The sequence below is a fragment of the Thalassotalea sp. PS06 genome (genome assembly GCF_007197775.1).
Classification (GTDB): Bacteria; Pseudomonadota; Gammaproteobacteria; order Enterobacterales; family Alteromonadaceae; genus Thalassotalea_A.
The window spans coordinates 2346323-2366199 of sequence record NZ_CP041638.1; the positions used below are offsets into that span (position 1 = coordinate 2346323).

General features: G+C 45.5%; 18 protein-coding genes. 5 read left to right on the forward strand and 13 right to left on the reverse strand.

The features are described 5' to 3' along the window. The first annotated feature begins 62 nt into the window (after nt 1–62). The 5 genes from ppnN to FNC98_RS10425 all read left to right on the forward strand — a co-directional run bounded on the left by ppnN (nt 63) and on the right by FNC98_RS10425 (nt 4877). Entirely contained in the window at nt 63–1421 is a 1359-nt protein-coding gene (ppnN, locus tag FNC98_RS10405) for a nucleotide 5'-monophosphate nucleosidase PpnN (protein WP_143581173.1), read from the forward strand. Nucleotides 1422–1424: 3 nt separating this feature from the next. Beyond that, nucleotides 1425–2246, forward strand: coding sequence for a flap endonuclease Xni (gene xni, locus FNC98_RS10410; RefSeq protein WP_143581174.1), 822 nt, complete (start codon nt 1425–1427; stop codon nt 2244–2246). Between the two features lie 60 nt (nt 2247–2306). Further along, entirely contained in the window at nt 2307–2687 is a 381-nt protein-coding gene (locus FNC98_RS10415; protein ID WP_143581175.1) for a DUF3192 domain-containing protein, read from the forward strand. A gap of 211 nt (nt 2688–2898) precedes the next feature. Then, nucleotides 2899–3906, forward strand: a complete 1008-nt coding sequence (locus FNC98_RS10420; protein WP_143581176.1) for an isocitrate dehydrogenase — start codon at nt 2899–2901, stop codon at nt 3904–3906. Nucleotides 3907–4010: 104 nt separating this feature from the next. Then, the gene (locus FNC98_RS10425; RefSeq protein ID WP_143581177.1) at nt 4011–4877 is read left to right on the forward strand and encodes an alpha/beta hydrolase; all 867 of its coding nucleotides are present in this window, start codon (nt 4011–4013) and stop codon (nt 4875–4877) included. 127 nt (nt 4878–5004) lie between these two features. Here FNC98_RS10425 and rlmM read toward each other — a convergent pair whose 3' ends face one another. The 13 genes from rlmM to rnhB form a co-directional block, all read right to left on the reverse strand. Continuing rightward, nucleotides 5005–6093, reverse strand: coding sequence for a 23S rRNA (cytidine(2498)-2'-O)-methyltransferase RlmM (rlmM, locus tag FNC98_RS10430; RefSeq protein WP_143581178.1), 1089 nt, complete (start codon nt 6091–6093; stop codon nt 5005–5007). Next, on the reverse strand, nt 6090–6479 hold the full coding sequence (locus tag FNC98_RS10435; RefSeq protein WP_143581179.1) for a DUF423 domain-containing protein: 390 nt from the start codon (nt 6477–6479) through the stop codon (nt 6090–6092). Before FNC98_RS10435 ends, rlmM begins: the two co-directional genes overlap by 4 nt. 2 nt (nt 6480–6481) lie before the next feature. After that, the gene (locus FNC98_RS10440; protein ID WP_260680341.1) at nt 6482–7150 is read right to left on the reverse strand and encodes an alpha/beta family hydrolase; all 669 of its coding nucleotides are present in this window, start codon (nt 7148–7150) and stop codon (nt 6482–6484) included. Further along, the gene (locus FNC98_RS10445; RefSeq protein WP_143581180.1) at nt 7150–8076 is read right to left on the reverse strand and encodes a transcriptional regulator GcvA; all 927 of its coding nucleotides are present in this window, start codon (nt 8074–8076) and stop codon (nt 7150–7152) included. The genes FNC98_RS10440 and FNC98_RS10445 overlap by 1 nt, the downstream gene beginning before the upstream one ends. Before the next feature lie 128 nt (nt 8077–8204). Next, nucleotides 8205–9047, reverse strand: coding sequence for a 3-deoxy-8-phosphooctulonate synthase (gene kdsA, locus FNC98_RS10450; protein WP_143581181.1), 843 nt, complete (start codon nt 9045–9047; stop codon nt 8205–8207). 12 nt (nt 9048–9059) lie between these two features. Continuing rightward, nucleotides 9060–10304 carry a DUF819 domain-containing protein gene (locus FNC98_RS10455; RefSeq protein ID WP_143581182.1) on the reverse strand — a complete coding sequence of 415 codons (1245 nt, stop codon included), beginning with the start codon at nt 10302–10304 and terminating at the stop codon, nt 9060–9062. A 67-nt stretch (nt 10305–10371) separates the two neighbouring features. Further along, a complete protein-coding gene (locus FNC98_RS10460) occupies nt 10372–11172 on the reverse strand; it encodes a tetratricopeptide repeat protein (protein ID WP_143581183.1) in 801 nt (266 codons plus the stop codon). A gap of 60 nt (nt 11173–11232) precedes the next feature. After that, entirely contained in the window at nt 11233–11604 is a 372-nt protein-coding gene (locus FNC98_RS10465) for a SirB2 family protein (RefSeq protein WP_143581184.1), read from the reverse strand. 424 nt (nt 11605–12028) lie between these two features. Then, complete coding sequence (locus FNC98_RS10470) at nt 12029–13204, reverse strand: dicarboxylate/amino acid:cation symporter (RefSeq protein WP_143581185.1); 1176 nt, start codon at nt 13202–13204, stop codon at nt 12029–12031. A gap of 53 nt (nt 13205–13257) precedes the next feature. Then, a complete protein-coding gene (gene tilS, locus FNC98_RS10475) occupies nt 13258–14673 on the reverse strand; it encodes a tRNA lysidine(34) synthetase TilS (protein WP_143581186.1) in 1416 nt (471 codons plus the stop codon). 105 nt (nt 14674–14778) lie between these two features. Continuing rightward, nucleotides 14779–15735 (reverse strand): acetyl-CoA carboxylase carboxyl transferase subunit alpha, encoded by a 957-nt coding sequence (gene accA, locus FNC98_RS10480; protein WP_143581187.1) that lies wholly within the window; start codon nt 15733–15735, stop codon nt 14779–14781. A gap of 41 nt (nt 15736–15776) precedes the next feature. Continuing rightward, a complete protein-coding gene (gene dnaE / locus FNC98_RS10485; protein ID WP_143581188.1) occupies nt 15777–19262 on the reverse strand; it encodes a DNA polymerase III subunit alpha in 3486 nt (1161 codons plus the stop codon). Between the two features lie 8 nt (nt 19263–19270). Beyond that, on the reverse strand, nt 19271–19873 hold the full coding sequence (gene rnhB / locus FNC98_RS10490; RefSeq protein WP_185967937.1) for a ribonuclease HII: 603 nt from the start codon (nt 19871–19873) through the stop codon (nt 19271–19273). Between the last annotated feature and the right edge of the window lie 4 nt (nt 19874–19877).

Below are 19877 nucleotides of genomic sequence, written 5' to 3' on the forward strand. Positions count from 1 at the left end.
AATCTGTTCTACACTCAGGTTAAGGGCTTGCGTTAAACAAAAAGAACAAAATTGAGGTTAGTATGCAGTATGATTTGAATCCCGTCGGCGAGATGCGCCTGCTCTCGCCCCTTGAAGTAGACCAGTTACAACAAACCGCCAACAGCGAACTATACCAACTTTACCGAAACTGCTCGTTAGCGGTGCTCAACGTTGGTAGTGACACCGATGATGCTGAGGCCATTTATCGCCGCTACGAAAATTTTGATATTGAAGTGTTAAAGCGTGAACGCGGGGTAAAACTCAATCTTATAAATCCCCCAAAACATGCCTTCGTCGATGGCAAAATTATTCGCGGTATTGCCGAGCAGCTGTCAGCAGTGTTGCGGGATATTTTATTCATCTCAAATCGCTATATGTGCATGCCACCGCCACTATCGAGTAATCTCGCCACCCATATTGTGTTTGATATTATTCGTAACGCCAATGTCATTAAACCGGATGCTGAGCCAAATCTCATCACTTGCTGGGGTGGCCACTCAATCAATGATATCGAATACAAATACACCAAAGAGGTGGGTTACCAGCTTGGCCTTCGCGGTATCAATATATGCACAGGTTGTGGACCCGGCGCAATGAAAGGACCGATGAAGGGCGCTACCTTTGGTCATGCCAAACAGCGAAATTATCAAGGCAGATATATTGGCCTGACGGAACCGAGCATTATTGCTGCCGAACCACCCAACCCAATCGTTAATGAACTGGTGATTATGCCAGACATAGAAAAGCGGCTTGAAGCTTTTGTGCGCTTAAGTCATGGGTTAATAATCTTCCCCGGTGGCGCCGGAACGGCCGAAGAGTTACTTTACATCCTTGGCATCATGTTAAGCCCAGCCAATCGCCAGCAAAAACTGCCGATAGTGTTAACCGGGCCGAAACAAAGCGAACAGTATTTTCGCGACCTGGACACCTTTATTGGCAATAACCTGGGTCCTCAGGCACAGTCTTTATACACCATCATTATCGATGACGAACGGGAAGTCGCCCAATATCTACAAAGTAAAATCGCTTCGGTTATCAATTACCGCAAAGCCGTTGGTGACGCCTATCACTACAACTGGTCGCTTTTTATCGAAGAAGAATTTCAGCAACCATTCGAGCCTACGCATGACAATATGGCGGCGCTGAAAATCGAAAAAGATATGCCGGTTGGCGAGCTGGCGGCAAACTTAAGGCGGATATTTTCCGGGATTGTTGCTGGCAATGTAAAACCTGACTGGGTTAAACATATTCGCGAAAAAGGGCCGTACCAAATATCTGGTAACAAAGAAATTATGACAGATATGGATAACCTGTTATCATCGTTTGTAAAGCAACAACGAATGAAATTGCCGGGAACAAACTATGTCCCCTGCTATGAAATAGTCTCTGATAACGAATAAACCATGCCAGCACATATAGTTTTAATTGATGCGATGAATTTGATCCGTCGAGTGTACGCGGTGCAGGAGCGCCCGTTTCACTACATGGACACGTTGTCAGATACCACCAAACAGCAAATCGTTCATAATACCATAGTGCATACGGTTCAGGCTGTCGGTAAAATTCTCCACACTCAGCAACCTACCCATATTCTCGCGGTTTTTGATAGCCAGAATCCTTGTTGGCGTTATGAACTCTACCCGGATTACAAGAAAGGCCGGAAGAAAATGCCCGAGCATCTGCAAGCAAGCTTAACGGCGATTCAGGATGCGCTTTTAGAATTGCAGGTAGACTCGTTAATATCTGATGATGACGAAGCAGATGATTTAATTGCAACACTGGCGATTAAAGTGGCGTTAAGGGCTCAGGACGTGACCATTATCTCAACCGATAAAGGTTTTCTGCCGTTATTATGTGATCATATCCGGGTATTTGATTACTTTAATCAACGAGTGCTCGACGAAAGTTATGTTCAGAACAAGTTTCAGGTAAAATCCACCCAGCTTATCGACCTCTGGACATTGAGCGGCGATTCGACTAACAAGATCCCAGGGGTGCCTGGTATAGGACAAATTACCGCAGCACAGTTACTGCAGCAATATCATTCATTAAAGGGCGTGCTTGATGCTCAGGATCTGAAACAGACGCTGGCCAAGAAACTTCAGGAGTATAAGCCGCAAATGCAGCTTTATCAGGAACTTTTAACTCTGAAAAAAGACATTCCGCTGGGCTTTAACCTCAAAGACATACGCCTGAACAAACAAATTGATCAACAGGCTGTTTAATCCATAGGAAATTCTGTTAAATTAGCAAATTTATTAGCGAACATAATCCGGACTCAATCAATGAACAAAACCATCGCCTTGAGAATCTTAATTGCCGTCGTTTTATATGGGGTATTCGCGGCAGCTGTTTTACATTTTCATGAAGACGACAAGCCTCAGGACATGAGCTGGGATGATCGTGAGGGATACAACCGTCAGTATATTGCTAAATTAACGTTAGATGGCACGTCCGTAGATAAAATTTTAGAAGAATTAGGTAATCCAGATCTAACCGAAGCGAAGAAAGTTACCGTAAATAATTACCAGGTGATGTTTTATCGAACACAACACCGACACAGTGACGGTATCACTACTCAGGATGAATGTACTGCCCTGTTGTTCAAAGATGGCGTGCTTATCGGCATTGGCGAGAGCGCTTATCAGGACTACAAAGAACTTTAACCCCCTCCTTCAATTATCCACGTCCGGGCTGTTTTTGTAGGAAACTTACGAAAATAGTCCTATTTACAAGCATAAAACTGGAATCATCTGACCAGTCGTGGTATAAAGCCGCCATTAAAATTTCTGGTGAAGTTTTTCAAAATTTTTTCCATCTTTTTGTAATACTTTAACAGGCAGTATTTGTACATTTTTTATTGTTAAGGCTATTTCCATGACTAAACAAACTATCACGGTCATCCCTGGTGACGGTATCGGTCCAAGTATCATTGATTCATGTTTAAAAGTGCTAGATAAAGCAGGTTGTGATTTCGAATATGAGTTTGCTGATGCCGGTTTAGCGGCGTTGGAAAAACACGGTGAGTTGGTTCCTGAAGAAACCTTAAAACTAATCGAAAAAAACAAAATCACCTTAAAAGGCCCTCTGACAACTCCTGTTGGCGAAGGTTTTACCTCTATCAACGTTACCTTGCGCAAGCAATTCAAACTGTACGCTAACCTGCGTCCAGTTTTATCTTTCAAAGGTACTCGTGCTCGTTACGAAAATATCGATATCCTGACCATCCGTGAAAATACTGAAGGTATGTACTCAGGTTTAGGTCAGACCGTATCTGAAGACGGTTCAGTGGCAGAAGCAATGAGCCAGATCACTCGCGAAGGCGCTGAGCGCATCGTAACGTTCGCATACGAGACTGCTCGCAAAGAAGGCCGTAAGAAAGTTACAGCGGTTCACAAAGCAAACATCCTTAAGTCAACGTCAGGTCTTTTCCTGAAAGTTGCTCGTGAAGTTGGTGAGCGTTACCCGGATATCGAGTCTGCGGAAATGATCGTCGATAACTGTTGTATGCAGCTGGTAATGAACCCTGAGCAATTCGACGTAATCGTAACCACTAACCTTTTCGGTGACATCATCTCTGACCTTTGTGCAGGTCTTGTGGGTGGTCTGGGTATGGCTCCAGGTGCGAACATCGGTAGTGATTGTGCAATCTTCGAAGCGGTACACGGTAGTGCTCCGGACATCGCGGGTAAAAACTTAGCAAACCCAAGCTCTGTTATCCTTGCTTCTATCCAGATGCTTGAGTACTTAGGTATGAATGACAAAGCCGCTAACATCCGTAACGCGGTTAAGGAAGTTATCGAATCAGGTGACCGTACAACTCGCGACTTAGGCGGTGAGCACGGTACTACTGACTTTACTGATGCGGTACTAGAGCGTTTGTAAGAAAGTAAAAACATTCGATAAAAAAGCGACTCCGGTCGCTTTTTTTTATTGATAAAATTCACGGTTCCGACCTTTTGATTTATCAGTTCCGGTTCTATAATCCAATGCAAAACAATACGTTGTTATCTATGAATCTGAAAGCCTTACTTGCTCCCCTGTTTATCTGGCTATGCTTGCCAAATCCGATTTTAGCTGCGGCCGCTCACGCCAATGTGGTTATTGAACAAAATGCGGTGATATTGCCATCCCTGGACAGAAGCCGAACCTTAAGAGTCTACCTGCCACCGTCATATCACCATTCTGCTAAACGCTATCAGGTTCTATATATGCACGATGCCCAAAATCTATTTGCCGACGACACTTCATACGCCGGTGAATGGGGTATCGATGAGACCCTGGATAACTTGGCAAAAACCAGGGGATTAGAAATCATAGTCGTTGGCATCGATAATCACCCTGAGTACCGTATCAATGAATACAGTCCCTGGACCCATGAAAAATATGGTAACGGCGAAGGGGAAAAGTTTGTAGCAGACCTGGTTTCGACCGTCAAACCCTATATTGACCGGCATTACCGTACCAACAGCGATAAAGCTAGCACCGCTATCATTGGCAGCTCACTGGGTGCGTTTATCAGTCACTATGCAATGTTGACCTACCCGGATACCTTTTCCCGGGCCGGCCTGTTTTCGCCCTCTTACTGGTATAGCGACAAGGTATGGACGTATACTCAAAAGCATGCCGCTAAAGTCAACAACAGCCAAATCTATTTGTTGGTCGGCGGTCAGGAAGGAGAAAGCATGGTACCGAATGTGGAGAAAATGGCAGCGCTATTGCGAACATCGCTACCTGACTCTTCAAAAGTACATGCGAAAGTTGTTAAAGCCGGCCAACATAACGAAGGATTTTGGCGCAGCGAATTTGCCGAGGCGATTATTTGGTTATATGAACTCGAAACGATCGAGCAATAGTGACGGTTAAATCCTAACTGCTTAGGCTGCCAAGGTGTTTGTAGCAAAGACTCCATGATACCAGAGGGATCTATCGGGTAGTAAGTGGCTTTCCTTCCACTTCCACCTTCCACCTGCAGCGCTGCGCTTATCGCTTGCCCAGAGCACGAATATGCACGGTCACTTCTTCACGGTCGTAATACAAATGCTTGGCATACATTTCGTACCAGATTTCATGTTCGCTAAGCATGTCTTTGATGATCTTAAGACCTTTTTCTACCTGCTGGTAGCGGCCTTTACCGGGCATTAACTTAAGGTTAAAAATCGCTTCTTTGCAATCACCATCAATTACCCAGCTCGCCATTAACCGTGCAACCTTGATTGGGTTTTCAATCATGTCACAAACCAGCCAGTAATTGTTTTTCTTACTGGGGCGGAATTTAAAGCCATCCTGCTGGTAGTGCTTCACCTGGCCGGTTTCCATTAACGAATCGGCCATAGGGCCATTATCAATCGCTTTAACCATCATCCCACGACGCACCAGTTGATATGTCCAACCACCAGGGGCTGAACCTAAATCCGTAGCATTTAAGCCTGAGGTCAGGCGCTCTTCTCTTTCGGCTTTGGGGATGAAGTGTAAAAACGCTTCATCAAGCTTTAAGGTGGAACGACTCGGTGCTGCATTTGGAAATTTTAACCTTGGGATCCCCATCGGGTGTGGAGAGGTATTCGTGGCGTATGAATAGCCCAATTGCACTTGCTGACCACTGTAAAACAGTGCATGCAAGACTGCGGCGCCCTGGACATATTCATCACTCTCTTTCGGTGCCAAAACGCCAGATTTTCTTAACGCTTGTCTTAATGGTACCGACAATTTACGGGTAAATTTACTTAGCGCTTTACCATCATTGGTATCGAGGTTTTCAACCCTAAGCTCTTCGTAACGAAATTCATCGCCAAGGGCGTCGCTTATGGCTTCTACGCGCTGATAGTCTGGTAGGTCAATGATCTCGCCTAAAGTCAGAAACCATTGGCGGGCAAAAATCAGACGCTTTAATGGCAACTTTTGCAGCAAAGTATCGCCCTGCTCAGCATCGTAGAGATGAAATTCTACCAGCCCCTGATTTTTCTTGAGTTTGATAAATCCGTACACCTCATTCCAGGCGGCTTTTTCCTGGATTTCTGCGGCACATTCTTTTTCAAAACCCGGGCGGCAATAAAGTACGATAGCTGTCATTTTCTATAAAAACCTTGCAGAGCAATTAATAACCAGGCGCTGATCAACGCCATGCCGCCAAAGGGTGTCAATGGCGACAGGGCGGCAATTATACTTGCCGGCCACAGGACTTTGAACAAAATAATAAAACAAAACAACAAAATCCCGAAAATAAGCAATAACCCAGCCGCTTTGGGCAGTTTTAATCGCCCCTCTTCGTCGCTTGAACCAATATTCAGACCTAGCTGCATCAAAAACAAACTGTGGATCAATGCAAAGCCACTGGCGATCGCCAATGAGCTAATGTCTTTTGTCGATAAATCTGCCATACCATGCACTATGTAGGCACTTAGTATTAACCATAGCGCACCATTAAGCCCTGCAAAGCCAAGAAAGAGTCTCGCCATCGTTAATTATTCCCGGTGCTTAGCGATTCGATAAAATCGATTAAATCATGACAGCTTTGTTCAATGTGCTGTTGATGGGTATAACCAGATTTTACTCGTGGCTTTAAATCATGATCGCCATCGACGTAAAACTTTACTTCTACAGATTTACCAAGCTCATAGCTGTTTACTTCCTCCTGACTGCCAAGTGCATCACGGTCACCCTGTAATATTAAAACCGCTTTGTCATTTTGCTGTAGAGGCTCAAGCCTTAATTTCTCAGGCTGTTTTTGAGGATGAAAAGGATAGCCGAAACAGTAGCCGCCACTGACTTTGTCATTACCAATCAGCGTCATCGCAACCCTTGAGCCCATCGATTTGCCACCGATAATCAGTGGTAAATCGCCCTGATAGGCGCTAATCATCGACGTGAATGATTCCTGCAGAGCTGGCATGCGATTGGGTGGGCGGCGTTTGCCGTCGAGTTTACGTTGTTGCATGTAAGGAAAGTTAAAGCTCAATACATTGATACCGCCGGTGTTTAACAACGCAATCACCTTACGAATAAACTCACTGTCCTTATCGGCTCCAGCGCCATGGGCAAAAATCAACGTAGCGATTTGTTTGCCTACGGCTTTATCAAAGGTGATGCTATCACTGTCGAAACTTTCTATTTCAGAAAAATTAAACATCAATTTATCTTATCCTCGTCGATGGCTTGTTCTTCTTCGGCGACGCTGGCTAATACCCATTCGCGAAACTGAGCAATGCGCCCGCCCTCTTGCAGGGGCGAGCGACAAACAATATAAAACGCGTCTTTATTGACCAGAATTTCCGAAAACGGCGCAATTAAGCGTCCAGCTTCTATTTCAGGTTTTGCCAGCAAGTTATTACCCAGAGCAATTCCCTGACCATGTATCGCTGCCTGCAATACCAGTGCCGAATGGGAAAATATGGGTCCTGAATCGAGGTTTTGGGAGGTTAGTGAGATGTTTTTGAAAAAACGTTTCCAATCACGCCGAGAGGTATCGTGCAGTAAGGTTTGCCTGCACAAGTCTTTGATTGAAGCGAGTTGTCCTTCTTTGCTGAGATCATTGAGTAGCGTTGGCGAGCATAGCGGCTGCAGGTATTCGGTCATCATTTTATCGGCGATTATCCCAGGCCAGTTGCCTCGCCCGTAGTAAAACGCAATATCAACATCTTCGGTGAGCGTACCATCATCCCGGTCATCTGCACTGATCCTGACATCAATATCCGGATACAAACGATTAAAATCACTGAGCCTGGGAACCAGCCACTGAATGGCAAGACTGGTATGAATGCTAACGTTGATCGCCCCTTTTGAATTTCTCGCCAGTAATCGCTGTGTAGCGTCCTGCAATGAGGAAAATATGTCTTTGATATCCAGATAATAACTTTGCCCTTCCTCGGTCAACAACAATGCCCGATTCTTGCGCATAAACAGTTTAATGCCGAGATGATTTTCTAACGATTTAATTTGGTGAGAAACCGCTGCCTGAGTGACAAACAGCTCATCAGCTGCCTTAGTAAAACTTAAGTGCCTGGCTGAAGCTTCAAAGGCCTTTAATGCATTTAATGGGGGAAGACGTATCGCCATCGATTAGAAATTCTAATGAATATATAAGAAAAATTATATCCTCTTACTTGCCAATAGGCTACAACAAGAACTTCCCATAAAAAAGCCGGCATCTAGCCGGCTTCTCACAAATCGTCTCAACGATTGTATTAGTCGGTGATCAATTTTGGAAAAGATTTCACTAACTGATCAACCGCCTGCATCTGCTCAAGATAAGGTTTCAATGCGTGTAATGGCAAGGCACATGGACCATCGCATTTGGCATTATCCGGATCCGGATGGGCTTCAATAAACAATCCTGCAATACCGAGCGCCATACCTGAACGAGCAAGTTGTGCTGCCTGAGCACGACGACCGTCAGCAGAATCTGAACGTCCACCAGGCTTTTGTAAAGCGTGGGTGGCATCAAAAATAACCGGTGCCATGGTTTTCATTTCATCCATTGCCAGCATATCAACAACCAGGTTGTTGTAGCCATAGCAGCTACCACGTTCACAAAGAATAACCTTTTCGTTACCGGCTTCGGAAAACTTCTTGATGATATGACGCATTTCATGGGCGGCCAAAAATTGCGGCTTCTTGACATTAATCACCGCATCGGTTTTTGCCATCGCAATAACCAAATCCGTTTGCCGGGCCAAAAATGCCGGTAACTGAATCACGTCAACCACTTCCGCTACAGGTTGCGCCTGATAAGGTTCGTGGACATCGGTGATAACCGGAATATTGAAGGTATTTTTGATCTCTTCAAAGATTTTCAGACCTTCATCCATGCCCGGACCACGATAAGAATTGATTGACGAGCGATTGGCTTTGTCGAACGAGGCTTTAAATACGTAAGGAATACCCAGCTCAGTCGTCACTTCTACATAGCGCTCGGCAATTTGCATTGCCAGGTCTCGTGATTCCAATACATTCATACCACCAAACAGTACAAACGGCTTGTCATTGGCGACTTCTAAATTGGCGACAGATATTGTCTGCTGACTCATAAAAACCTCTAGTTAACCGATAGTTTGCAGGATTTGACCACACAGCCAGGCTGCAAAGGTACCTACAGTGTAACCCAGAACCGCCAGCAACACGCCAACAGGGGCTAATGATGGGTGGAATGCCGATGCTACAATTGGTGCCGATGCCGCACCACCAACGTTTGCCTGGCTTCCTACTGCCATAAAGAATAGTGGCGCTTTGATTAAACGAGCGACTAAAAGCATCAATAACGCATGGATTAGCATCCATACTGCACCGACAGCAAAATACCATGGTGCTTCCGTGATCATGGTGACATCCATTTTCATACCAATTGAAGCAATCAACAGATACAACATGGCTGAACCGACTTTCGACGCACCAACCCCTTCGAGGTTTCTGGCTTTAGTAAACGACAAGGCGATACCTACGGAAGTTGCAAAAACAATCATCCAGAAGAATTTGCTGTGGAAGCTCAATCGGTCCAGGTCGGGATAATTTTCAACAAAAAATGGCGTTACGGTATCAGCAAATAAATGTGCAAAACCGGTTACCCCAAGACCAACCGCTAGAATCACCATCACATCTGGCAACGCAGGAACCTTAGTGTGCTTTTCCTGAAAACTCTCAACTTTTTCCTGCAGTTCGGCGATAGCACGGGTATCAGCTCCGGCTTTAGCATCGAGCTGTTTGGCATTAGCAGACATGATCAGTAATACCGCCATCCAAAGATTGGCAACAATCACATCAACGGTGATCATTGCTGAAAAGATATCATCGCCTACACCATAAATTTCTTTCATTGCCGCCTGGTTAGCACCGCCACCGATCCAGGAACCGGCAACCGTTGTTAGGCCACGCCATACCGCATCCGGACCTTGGCCACCGAGTAAATCAGGGTTTATGGCACCAACTAACATTAATGCTACCGGTCCGCCAACAACGATTCCTACCGTGCCAATAGCAAACATGAACGGCGCGCGCCAGCCCAAACCAGCGATAGCTTTTAAATCAACACTCAGGGTTAGTAACACTAAACAAGTCGGCAACAAAAAGCGTGACGTGACGTAATAAAGGTTCGACTCTTTAGCGTCAATAATGCCAAACGTATTTAACAATGATGGTAAGAAATAACACAGCAATACCGCTGGTACTACCGCATAAAATTTTTGCCAACCGGGCTTAGGGCTATTCGCCGTATAGAATACTGCCCCCAGCATAAGGGCCAGAATGCCCAATATGGTGGCATCGTTGGTGATCAAAGCCGTATTTTCCATAACTTCTCCTGGTTATTTCTTTTTCTCTACTCAAGCACATTTAAGGCTTGAGATTCATGCCGCCAAACTAGTGCAAAACCGTTTCGGTTTGCGCGAACATGTCTAATTGCATTTGTAAAATCTTTGCAGCCGGGTCTTGCGGACAGCGCTCAACAAAATAGCGATAGTCGTCAAAAGCGACTTTATAGCAATCCATTTGCTGCAATAAAAATCCGCGATCGCGTCGCTCATAGGGATCATCCGGGGTCAGCGCCAGTAAAATATCCACACAGGTCAGTGCCTGACTAAACTGTTGTTCACGGATCAGTGCATTTTTAAGCGAGGTCAGATATTGACTGATTAACTTGTTGTCCTCAACCCCTTTTAGGGGAAGCTGGGCATCATTCGGGCTAACCTGATTCAACCTCTGATCCAATTCCTGCCAGTTAATCGGCTCACCACTGATACAATCGAAAATCACCGCATAGGTGTCATCACAGGTAATGCGGATCATCATCTCATCGGGCACGAACACCACATCGACATTCAGGCCGGTCTCGCGAATAACATGCAACAACACCATCACTTTTAACGTTGGCGCCATGTTAAGGAAATCCAGACCATAATCCAGCCGATGATTCGCCACTCCGTATGAGGATTTTGGCGTATCTGTCATCAACTTTTCTACGAACAATACATCGAGAACTTTTTCGGCCTGTTCTAACGGCTCTTCAATGTTGGTCAACTGCGAAATCAGCGAATCAGTCATTTGTCTTACCTGATCCATCTGCTGCGGTTGCTGGTTAAATATTTCTTGTTCCAACAAACACAGACTATCCAGCAAATTCACCTTTTCCGTCATTAATTCGGAAATTAATAATTCTTTCATTACATCTACAACTGGTACATCACAATAGGTTGGCGTATCCCACTTCAATATGCTGGTGGGTTACAGAAACATGGTTTGATGGGTTATGGCTAATTTGATGATTAGAATAAACCAGCCTAGCGCCCCTAAATATCCGAGATACTTCATTGCATCAGTACGGGCCCATTTCAAGGTGTAAAACCCGGTAAAAATATACGCGACAAGCGCCAGCAACTTTTCCAGCATCCAATCGTGTTCGGTTGGATAGAATGAAAAAGAAACCATCAAATAAACGCCGGTTAGCAACAAAAAGGTGTCGATCACATGGGGAAATACTTTCAACCATTTTTTATCAAGCTGTGCAGGTTTTCGCATCAACAATACAAAACGATAGCTAAACATCAGGATGCTTAGCGTTGCGAAAGTAAAGTGTGCGCTTTTGACCAGTTCCATATTATTCCAGCTTCAAAAAATTTAGCGCGTAGCATAGCACAAAAGGCATTGCTTGCCATCAGTTAAGTTATCTCACTAAAGCTTGATAAACCGCCAAAGATCGCCGGGGAATCTCCACAGGATCTATGATTTTCGCGGTATTTAAAAGACGATAAGCTAATTAACAATTAATCAGCTTTCGGTCAGTGAAAATGCAATTGATTTTCAGTGCGCAGAATTTAACCAACCCTCTAAACAGCCTGTTTTCCTGCGATGAATTCATCTCTCACAAGCTAATGCACAATGTTATCCACAGTTTGTGTGATTAACTTTTTGCGCAAAAAAAAACCATGATTTATCCACATTAATTGAGAATAAAACCATGGCTTGCAGACAACTTAGATCCAATCCAGATCCAGTTGGGCCTGTGGTTAGGCTAAGCTAACTATTCTTTATCTTGTGCAACCGTTAAACCTTCTTCACCAGCAAAACGATTCACCCAAAGGGCAATAACACCGTCACCAGTAACGTTACAGGCGGTACCGAAGCTATCCTGAGCCAGATACAAAGCAATCATTAAACCAAGCGCCGCTTCGTTAAAGCCTAACATGCTCGCTAACAGGCCTAAGGCTGCCATTACTGCGCCACCTGGAGCACCGGGAGCGGCAATCATAGTAATGCCTAGCACCAGAATAAATGGGATCATGCCCATAAGACTTGGAACGGTTAAAGATTCCGTTAGCAACATAACCGCCGTTGCACAGGTTACGATGGTAATGGTGGAGCCACTTAAATGAATCGACGCACACAATGGAATGGTAAAATTAACCACGCCTTCATCGACGCCGTTTTCTTTTGAACAATTTAGTGATACCGGAATGGTTGCTGCGCTAGACATAGTACCCAAAGCGGTAAAGTAAGCCGGCAGCATGTTTTTAAGCAGGGTTAATGGTGAGCGACCAAGTGCTAAACCACTAACCACATAAATGGTAGTGATCCACAACCAGTGCATAACAAGTGCCATAACCAACACAACAGCAAATGTCTTTAAGGTTGCGAATACCGTACCCGCCACTGTCATTTCGGCAAATACACCGGCAATGTATACCGGTAGTAATGGAATAATCACTTTGACCAGCAACATTTCGATAATGTCACGGCCTTCTATCAAATTCGCGCGTAAGTTCTTAGCATTGGTGGCGCTGATACCTAAGCCAAACACAAAGGCCAGGGCTAATGCCGTCATTACTGAGAACATTGGTGGGATACTGAACTCAATAAACGATTTTAACCCTTCGCCTTCTGCGATTGCGGAAATTTTTGAACCTTCCATTAAACCCGGCAATAACGAGCTGGCTACCAGAAATGCCAAAATACCGGCGGTTATGGTTGAACCATAGGCAAGACCAACGGTTTTACCTAGCAGTCGGGTCGAGCCCTGAGGCAGGGTCGCGATGCCACTGGCGATATAGAACAGGATAATCAATGGAATGGTAAACGTGATCAGCTGACCGATTAACGTCTGGATCGTTAGTAACGTACGAGTGATCGCTTCTGGGGCAAACATGCCGATAACGAAGCCGGCAGCAATACCCGCAATAAGTTTCAAAATTAAGTTCATAAAGACTCCATTTGACACCTTAACTCTGGAATTGCCAGACGAAACGGTGTGTATTATTCTTGTTTGATATTAATCACGCGCTTATTGTGCGCTAAGTTTGCTGCCAAGGTAAAGTCTTCACAGATAAAGTGTCCAACTACCCCGGCAAATATATTGTCCACGTAGATAAAAACCAGCCGGCGTCGCATCCAGGGCGCGATACTGCGCTCTTGCAAAACCTTCTTCAGCGCTCGACTTTTCGAACGCCCCTCTGGCTTGCAGACCGGGTTTTGATGATGACAGCTCAGAGTTATCGTCGATGAATCAGCCACTACAATAAGCTGATTGTTAACATCTGGCTGTGTTTGATTCTCGCCATCGATCATGTCGTTCATAACCACTTCCTGCAACGCTAATTTTCCGGCATTATCGGGCAACTCAATGCACAAAGCGTTACAGCTTAGGGTACTTAAATCATCAATGGTGGCGGACCAGTCCTGAATGTCCTGATAATCCCGGGTGATGTAGAGTTTTTGTTGATAGCGCCTCAATACAGCATCGGCACATTTGATCTCAGGGTTTTTATCGGCTGCGGCAATTCTCAGCTGCTGCAAAGCTTCCAATAAGGGTTTCTGCTCCGGCATTCGCAATTGCAATTGCTTAAATCGATACCTCAAGGCATTAAGCTGACGATGCTCAGCTAATTGGTTAAAGGTTTCCAGAGGGATAGGTTGGTGTAATTGCGTGCCGCCGAGATCCAGTTGCGCTAATTCTTCTAACAACTGCTGAGTTTGCCCCATCAACGCTGCCGATTTATTCACACTCGCGCTGAAAGACGGCCAACGCTTTTGCAAAAGCGGCAACACTTGCTGCCTTAAAAAGTTTCTATCAAACCGGGTATCCTGATTCGATTCGTCCTCAACCCATTCTAACCCGTGTTGCTCGGCAAAAGTTTGCAGTTGCTCGCGGTTAATACCTAATAACGGCCGACCAAGTAATCCAACGCCAGGCATATCGCGAAGCGTTTGCATCGCTGCTAATCCCAATACACCGGCGCCCCGTTTGAGCGCCAACATGAAGGTTTCGGTCTGATCATCCTGATGATGGGCGGTAACAATAATATCCTGGACTCCAGTATTTTCAGCAAACGCCTGATAGCGGGCATTACGAGCTTTTTCCTCAATACCACCGCCCGCTTGAACACTTAAATCCACTTTTATCGCCTGGTAGGGAATGTCGAGCTTTGCACATTGCTCACCGGTAAACGATTGCCAGCTATCAGCATTGTCGCTCAAACCATGATGGATATGGATGGCGCGTATATCCGCGCTAATTTTATTGCTCGATTTCAGCATCGACAGGGCGTGCAATAGCACCTGGGAGTCAAGACCACCGCTGTAGGCAACCACTAATGTTTTTTGCGCCAGTTCTGGCTTTGCCAAAAACGTTAACAATGCATCAAAAACCGGGCTGCTTTGGGAGTGTTTCATCAATTGAGAACAATCAATTAGGGATAGTTTTCAAATAATACCTGCTCAAACAAAAAATGTCCCTATCTGGGACATTTTAAATCACTTCAACAGGTTATTTGTTAACTAACAATAACCATAGGTCATAAGACGCTGATAACGGTTTTCAACCAACTCGTCTTTTTCCTGCTCATCTAAAGACGCAAGGTCGGCCTTAATCGCTTGTTTCAGATTAGAAGCCATTAAATCGAAATCACGATGAGCGCCACCTAATGGCTCATCGATAATGTTATCAATCAGTTCTAAATCTTTGATGCGATCGGCGGTTACCCCCATGGCTTCCGCCGCGGTTGCCGCTTTCTCAGCAGTCTTCCAAAGGATAGACGCACAACCTTCTGGGGAAATAACCGAGTAAGTGGAATACTGAAGCATATTGACTTTGTCACCAACGCCAATCGCTAATGCGCCACCAGAACCACCTTCACCAATGACCGTGCAAACGATTGGTACGGTCAGGCGAGACATCACTTTCAGGTTTCGGGCAATGGCTTCACTCTGACCGCGCTCTTCAGCGCCGATACCTGGATATGCGCCAGGAGTGTCAATAAAGGTAATGATTGGCATATTGAAACGCTCAGCCATTTCCATTAAACGCAAGGCTTTACGATAGCCTTCCGGGCGTGGCATCGCAAAGTTACGACGTACTTTTTCTGTGGTATCACGACCTTTCTGGTGGCCGATCACCATCACTGGGCGGCCATCAAGACGGGCAGTACCAGCAACAATAGCAGCATCATCGGCATAAGCTCGATCACCTGCCAATTCGTCAAAATCGGTGAAAATACGTTTGATGTAATCTGTGGTGTATGGACGGCCAGGATGGCGAGCGATACGAGATACCTGCCATGGGTCCAGATCAGAAAATACTTTTTTAGTTAACTCTTCACTTTTATTGCGCAGCTGAGCGATTTGTTCTTCCAAATCCAAATCAAGGTCCTGGCCTTGATTGACCAATTGCAGTTCTTCTATTTTTGCTTCTAAATCGGCAATGGGTTGCTCAAAATCTAAAAAGTTGAGTGACATATTGGTTACCTAATCATATATGCGGGCCAAGGCCCGACGACTTATTCTTTAAATGCCATGGCGACGTTTTCCGCGCCCAGTAATAATCCTAATTCGTGTACTAAAGCATCGCTGGGGGTTACCCGCCATTGCGTTCCTAATTCAATAGTCGCGCTGGCTTCTGGTCGCTGATAAAACACTCGAACCGGGCAGGTCCCTTCTTTATAGGGTTCCAGTACCCGATGAAAATCGGTAACAAAGTTATCGCCGATTTGGGTGCGATGCAATTGTATATCAAGAGATTTTATATAATTTTCTCGCGCTTGGGCAATACTCATGATCTCTCGACCGGTCATTGTAATACCACCGGAGTAATCATCAAAGCTGACCTGTCCACTACAGACTAAAATAGCATCTTTTACCAGGATATCCTGATAACGCTCAAAATCGTCAGGAAACAGACGAACATCGATACGTGCACTTTTATCATCAAGGGTAACCAGAGCCCAGCGACGGCCCTTTTTATTCACTAACACCCTGACTCCGATTACCAGTCCTACAGCAGTCTGAACTCGATCTTTACCTGCTGGTTGCAGATTTACCAAACGGCCAGTGCTGTAGTGCTTAATTTCTGCCAGATATCGGTCAATCGGATGTCCGGTCAGATATAAACCAAGGGTTTCCCGCTCGCCATCAAGCCAGACATCTTCGGCCCAACGTGGCACTTCTTTAAACGACTGACGGGTATCTTCCTCTTCAACATTGATAAGTCCGAATAAATCTTCCTGACCCAAAGCCTGCGCTTTTGCATGCTGGTCAGCGGCTTTAATTGCTTCGCTAAGGCTTTCAAACATGGCCGCTCGATGTGGCCCAAGGTTATCCATAGCGCCGGCTTTAATAAGACGTTCAAGCACACGTTTGTTGATTTTTTTCAAATCGAGACGGGCACAGAAATCAAATAGATCCTTAAATGGCCCACCCTGCTCCCGGGCTTCGATAATCGCTTCAATCGGGCCTTCGCCCACGCCTTTTATGGCGCCGATACCATAAACAATTTGATCATCATTATTGACGGTAAATTTGTACAAACCAGAATTAACATCCGGCGGCAGCAAATCGAGCCCCATATTGGCGCATTCATCCACCAGGGTTACGATTTTATCGGTGTTATCCATATCGGCTGACATTACTGCCGCCATAAATGGCGCCGGATGATGTGCTTTCATCCACAGCGTTTGATAAGAAACTAATGCGTAAGCTGCGGAGTGCGATTTGTTAAACCCGTAACCGGCAAATTTCTCTACCAGATCGAAAATTTTCATCGCCAGCTCGCCGTCTACACCAAGCTTTTCCGCACCTTCTTTAAAACCACCACGCTGTTTGGCCATCTCTTCTGGCTTTTTCTTACCCATGGCTCGACGCAGCATGTCAGCGCCACCAAGGGTATAACCAGCAAGGACCTGGGCAATCTGCATTACCTGCTCCTGATACAGGATAATGCCGTAGGTTGGTTCTAGAATCGGTTGTAGCCACTCATGCTGCCAGGTGGCATCTGGATACGATATTTCCTCTCGTCCGAGCTTACGGTCGATAAAGTTATCTACCATGCCTGATTGCAATGGCCCCGGTCGGAACAGGGCTACCAGAGCGATCATATCCTCAAAGCAATCGGGTTTTAATCGCTTAATCAAATCCTTCATACCACGGGATTCAAGCTGGAATACCGCGGTGGTTTCCGCCTTTAACAACACATCATAGCTTTTCGCGTCATCAAGGGGGATAGCGGCAATATCTATCGGTTCTTTGCCGACCTTCAATAATTTCTCATCGGCCATTTCAATGGCCCATTGCAAAATGGTCAGAGTTCTAAGACCCAAGAAGTCGAATTTAACCAGTCCTGCTTCTTCAACGTCGTTCTTGTCAAACTGGGTTACCGGGTTATTACCTTCATCATCACAATACAAAGGCGCGAAATCGGTAATTACCGTTGGCGATATTACAACACCACCGGCATGCTTACCGGCATTTCGGGTGGTACCTTCTAAGATCCGACACATATCAATCAGATCTTTAACTTCGGTGTCCTGCTGGTAAATTTCCGGTAATCGCGGCTCCACTTCAAAGGCTTTGGCCAAGGTCATGCCCGGATCGCCAGGGATTAATTTGGAAATTCTATCGACAAAACCGTATGGGTGGCCAAGCACCCGGCCAACATCGCGGATTACCGCTTTCGCGGCCATGGTACCAAAAGTAATAATCTGTGATACCGCGTCGCGCCCATACAAATCCGCAACGTGATCGATAACTTCATCACGACGGTCCATACAGAAATCAACGTCGAAATCCGGCATCGAGATACGTTCCGGGTTCAGGAATCGCTCGAATAGCAGGTCAAATTCCAGCGGATCCAGGTCGGTGATTTTTAACGCATAGGCAACCAGGGAACCGGCACCAGAACCACGCCCGGGGCCAACCGGAATGTTGTTATCTTTGGACCATTGGATAAATTCCATAACGATAAGGAAATACCCAGGGAAGCCCATGTTGTTGATAACGTCTAATTCAATTTTCAGACGCTCATCATATTCTTTTCGTTTTTCAGCAAAATCCGGCGAATTAACATCGAACAGGAATTCCAGTCGCTCCTGCAGGCCGTCTTCGGATACCTTGATCAGGTAATCATTAATGTGCATGCCTTCCGTTGGGAAGTCCGGTAAGAAATACTCCCCTAAACGCACGGTTACGTTACAGCGTTTGGCGATTTCGACACTATTGGCCAGGGCCTCAGGGATATCAGCAAATAATTCCTGCATTTCCGCTTCTGAGCGCAGGTATTGTTCTTTAGAATAACGTTTAGGACGGCGTTTATCTTCGAGGGTAAAGCCATCATGAATCGCGACCCGAATTTCATGGGCATCAAAATCTTCAGGCTTTAAAAACACCACTTCATTGGTAGCAACCACTGGCACCTGGCGATCAGCGGCAAGGGCCACGGCCATGTGCAGATAGTTTTCTTCCTGCTCGCGAGTAGTGCGTATAAGTTCCAGATAAAAACGATCGGCAAAATGTTGCTGGTAAAATGCCAGACAGGTATCTACCAGTTCCTGATTCCCTTTTAACAGGGCTTTACCAATATCCCCCTCTCGACCACCGGAGAGGATAATCAACCCGTCGGCATGTTCAACGAGCCAGGTCTTATCAAGAATTGCTTTGCCCTGTATATGACCTTGCAGATACGCTTTAGAAATTAATTCGGTAAGGTTTTTATAGCCGGTATTATTCATCGCGATTAACACCAGTCGGAATAGTTCGTCTTCGAACTCTTCGCTTTTTACCCAAAAATCACAGCCAATGATCGGCTTTATTCCGGCCCCATGCGCAGCACCATAGTATTTTACCAAACCACATAGATTGGTTTGATCAGTAAGGGCTATGGCCGCCATTTTCTGCTCGCTGGCAGCGGCAATAATAGGTTTAACCTTATTCAAACCATCGGACATTGAAAAGTCACTGTGGACTCTTAAATGTACAAACTTCGGCTCGGCCATAATATTCCTTACTCTGCTGAATTGCGGGCGATAATTTCGGCTACAGGTTTAAATGATTTTCGATAATTGTCCAGTACGCCATATTCCTGGATAATTTGCAAATGGGCTTTGGTCGGGTAACCTTTATGATTGGCAAATCCGTAATGAGGGTACTGCTCGTGTAGTTCATGCATTTCCTGATCACGAGCTACTTTGGCAATAATAGATGCTGCGCTAATTGCCGCAACCCGGGCATCACCTTTGACTACACTATCACTCGGCACCGGTAATTCCGGACAGCGATTACCATCAACAACAACGAATTCTGGTTGTACACTCAAACCATGAACCGCTCGTTGCATAGCAACCATGGTCGCCTGAAGAATATTTAACTGATCAATTTCCCAGGCTTCACAACGACCAATACACCATGCCAGAGCATGTTCTTTTATCTGTTCAGCCAGCGCCTTGCGTTTTTTTTCCGATAGCTTTTTTGAGTCCATTAATCCTGCAATCGGATTATTTGGATCGAGAATGACTGCGGCGGTCACGACAGCGCCAACAAGTGGGCCTCGCCCTACCTCATCTACACCGGCTATTAATGCCACATCAGGAAGAATATACGGTTCCATAATG

What these genes read in the sequence shown, in the direction of transcription:
- accA (WP_143581187.1), bottom strand. Translation starts at nt 15,735, where the DNA reads ATGTCACTCAACTTTTTAGATTTTGAGCAACCCATTGCCGATTTAGAA.
- dnaE (WP_143581188.1), bottom strand. Translation starts at nt 19,262, where the DNA reads ATGGCCGAGCCGAAGTTTGTACATTTAAGAGTCCACAGTGACTTTTCA.
- FNC98_RS10465 (WP_143581184.1), bottom strand. Translation starts at nt 11,604, where the DNA reads ATGGAACTGGTCAAAAGCGCACACTTTACTTTCGCAACGCTAAGCATC.
- FNC98_RS10445 (WP_143581180.1), bottom strand. Translation starts at nt 8,076, where the DNA reads ATGGCGATACGTCTTCCCCCATTAAATGCATTAAAGGCCTTTGAAGCT.
- kdsA (WP_143581181.1), bottom strand. Translation starts at nt 9,047, where the DNA reads ATGAGTCAGCAGACAATATCTGTCGCCAATTTAGAAGTCGCCAATGAC.
- FNC98_RS10440 (WP_260680341.1), bottom strand. Translation starts at nt 7,150, where the DNA reads ATGTTTAATTTTTCTGAAATAGAAAGTTTCGACAGTGATAGCATCACC.
- FNC98_RS10415 (WP_143581175.1), top strand. Translation starts at nt 2,307, where the DNA reads ATGAACAAAACCATCGCCTTGAGAATCTTAATTGCCGTCGTTTTATAT.
- FNC98_RS10470 (WP_143581185.1), bottom strand. Translation starts at nt 13,204, where the DNA reads ATGAACTTAATTTTGAAACTTATTGCGGGTATTGCTGCCGGCTTCGTT.
- FNC98_RS10435 (WP_143581179.1), bottom strand. Translation starts at nt 6,479, where the DNA reads ATGGCGAGACTCTTTCTTGGCTTTGCAGGGCTTAATGGTGCGCTATGG.
- rnhB (WP_185967937.1), bottom strand. Translation starts at nt 19,873, where the DNA reads ATGGAACCGTATATTCTTCCTGATGTGGCATTAATAGCCGGTGTAGAT.
- FNC98_RS10425 (WP_143581177.1), top strand. Translation starts at nt 4,011, where the DNA reads ATGCAAAACAATACGTTGTTATCTATGAATCTGAAAGCCTTACTTGCT.
- tilS (WP_143581186.1), bottom strand. Translation starts at nt 14,673, where the DNA reads ATGAAACACTCCCAAAGCAGCCCGGTTTTTGATGCATTGTTAACGTTT.
- FNC98_RS10460 (WP_143581183.1), bottom strand. Translation starts at nt 11,172, where the DNA reads ATGAAAGAATTATTAATTTCCGAATTAATGACGGAAAAGGTGAATTTG.
- FNC98_RS10455 (WP_143581182.1), bottom strand. Translation starts at nt 10,304, where the DNA reads ATGGAAAATACGGCTTTGATCACCAACGATGCCACCATATTGGGCATT.
- ppnN (WP_143581173.1), top strand. Translation starts at nt 63, where the DNA reads ATGCAGTATGATTTGAATCCCGTCGGCGAGATGCGCCTGCTCTCGCCC.
- rlmM (WP_143581178.1), bottom strand. Translation starts at nt 6,093, where the DNA reads ATGACAGCTATCGTACTTTATTGCCGCCCGGGTTTTGAAAAAGAATGT.
- xni (WP_143581174.1), top strand. Translation starts at nt 1,425, where the DNA reads ATGCCAGCACATATAGTTTTAATTGATGCGATGAATTTGATCCGTCGA.
- FNC98_RS10420 (WP_143581176.1), top strand. Translation starts at nt 2,899, where the DNA reads ATGACTAAACAAACTATCACGGTCATCCCTGGTGACGGTATCGGTCCA.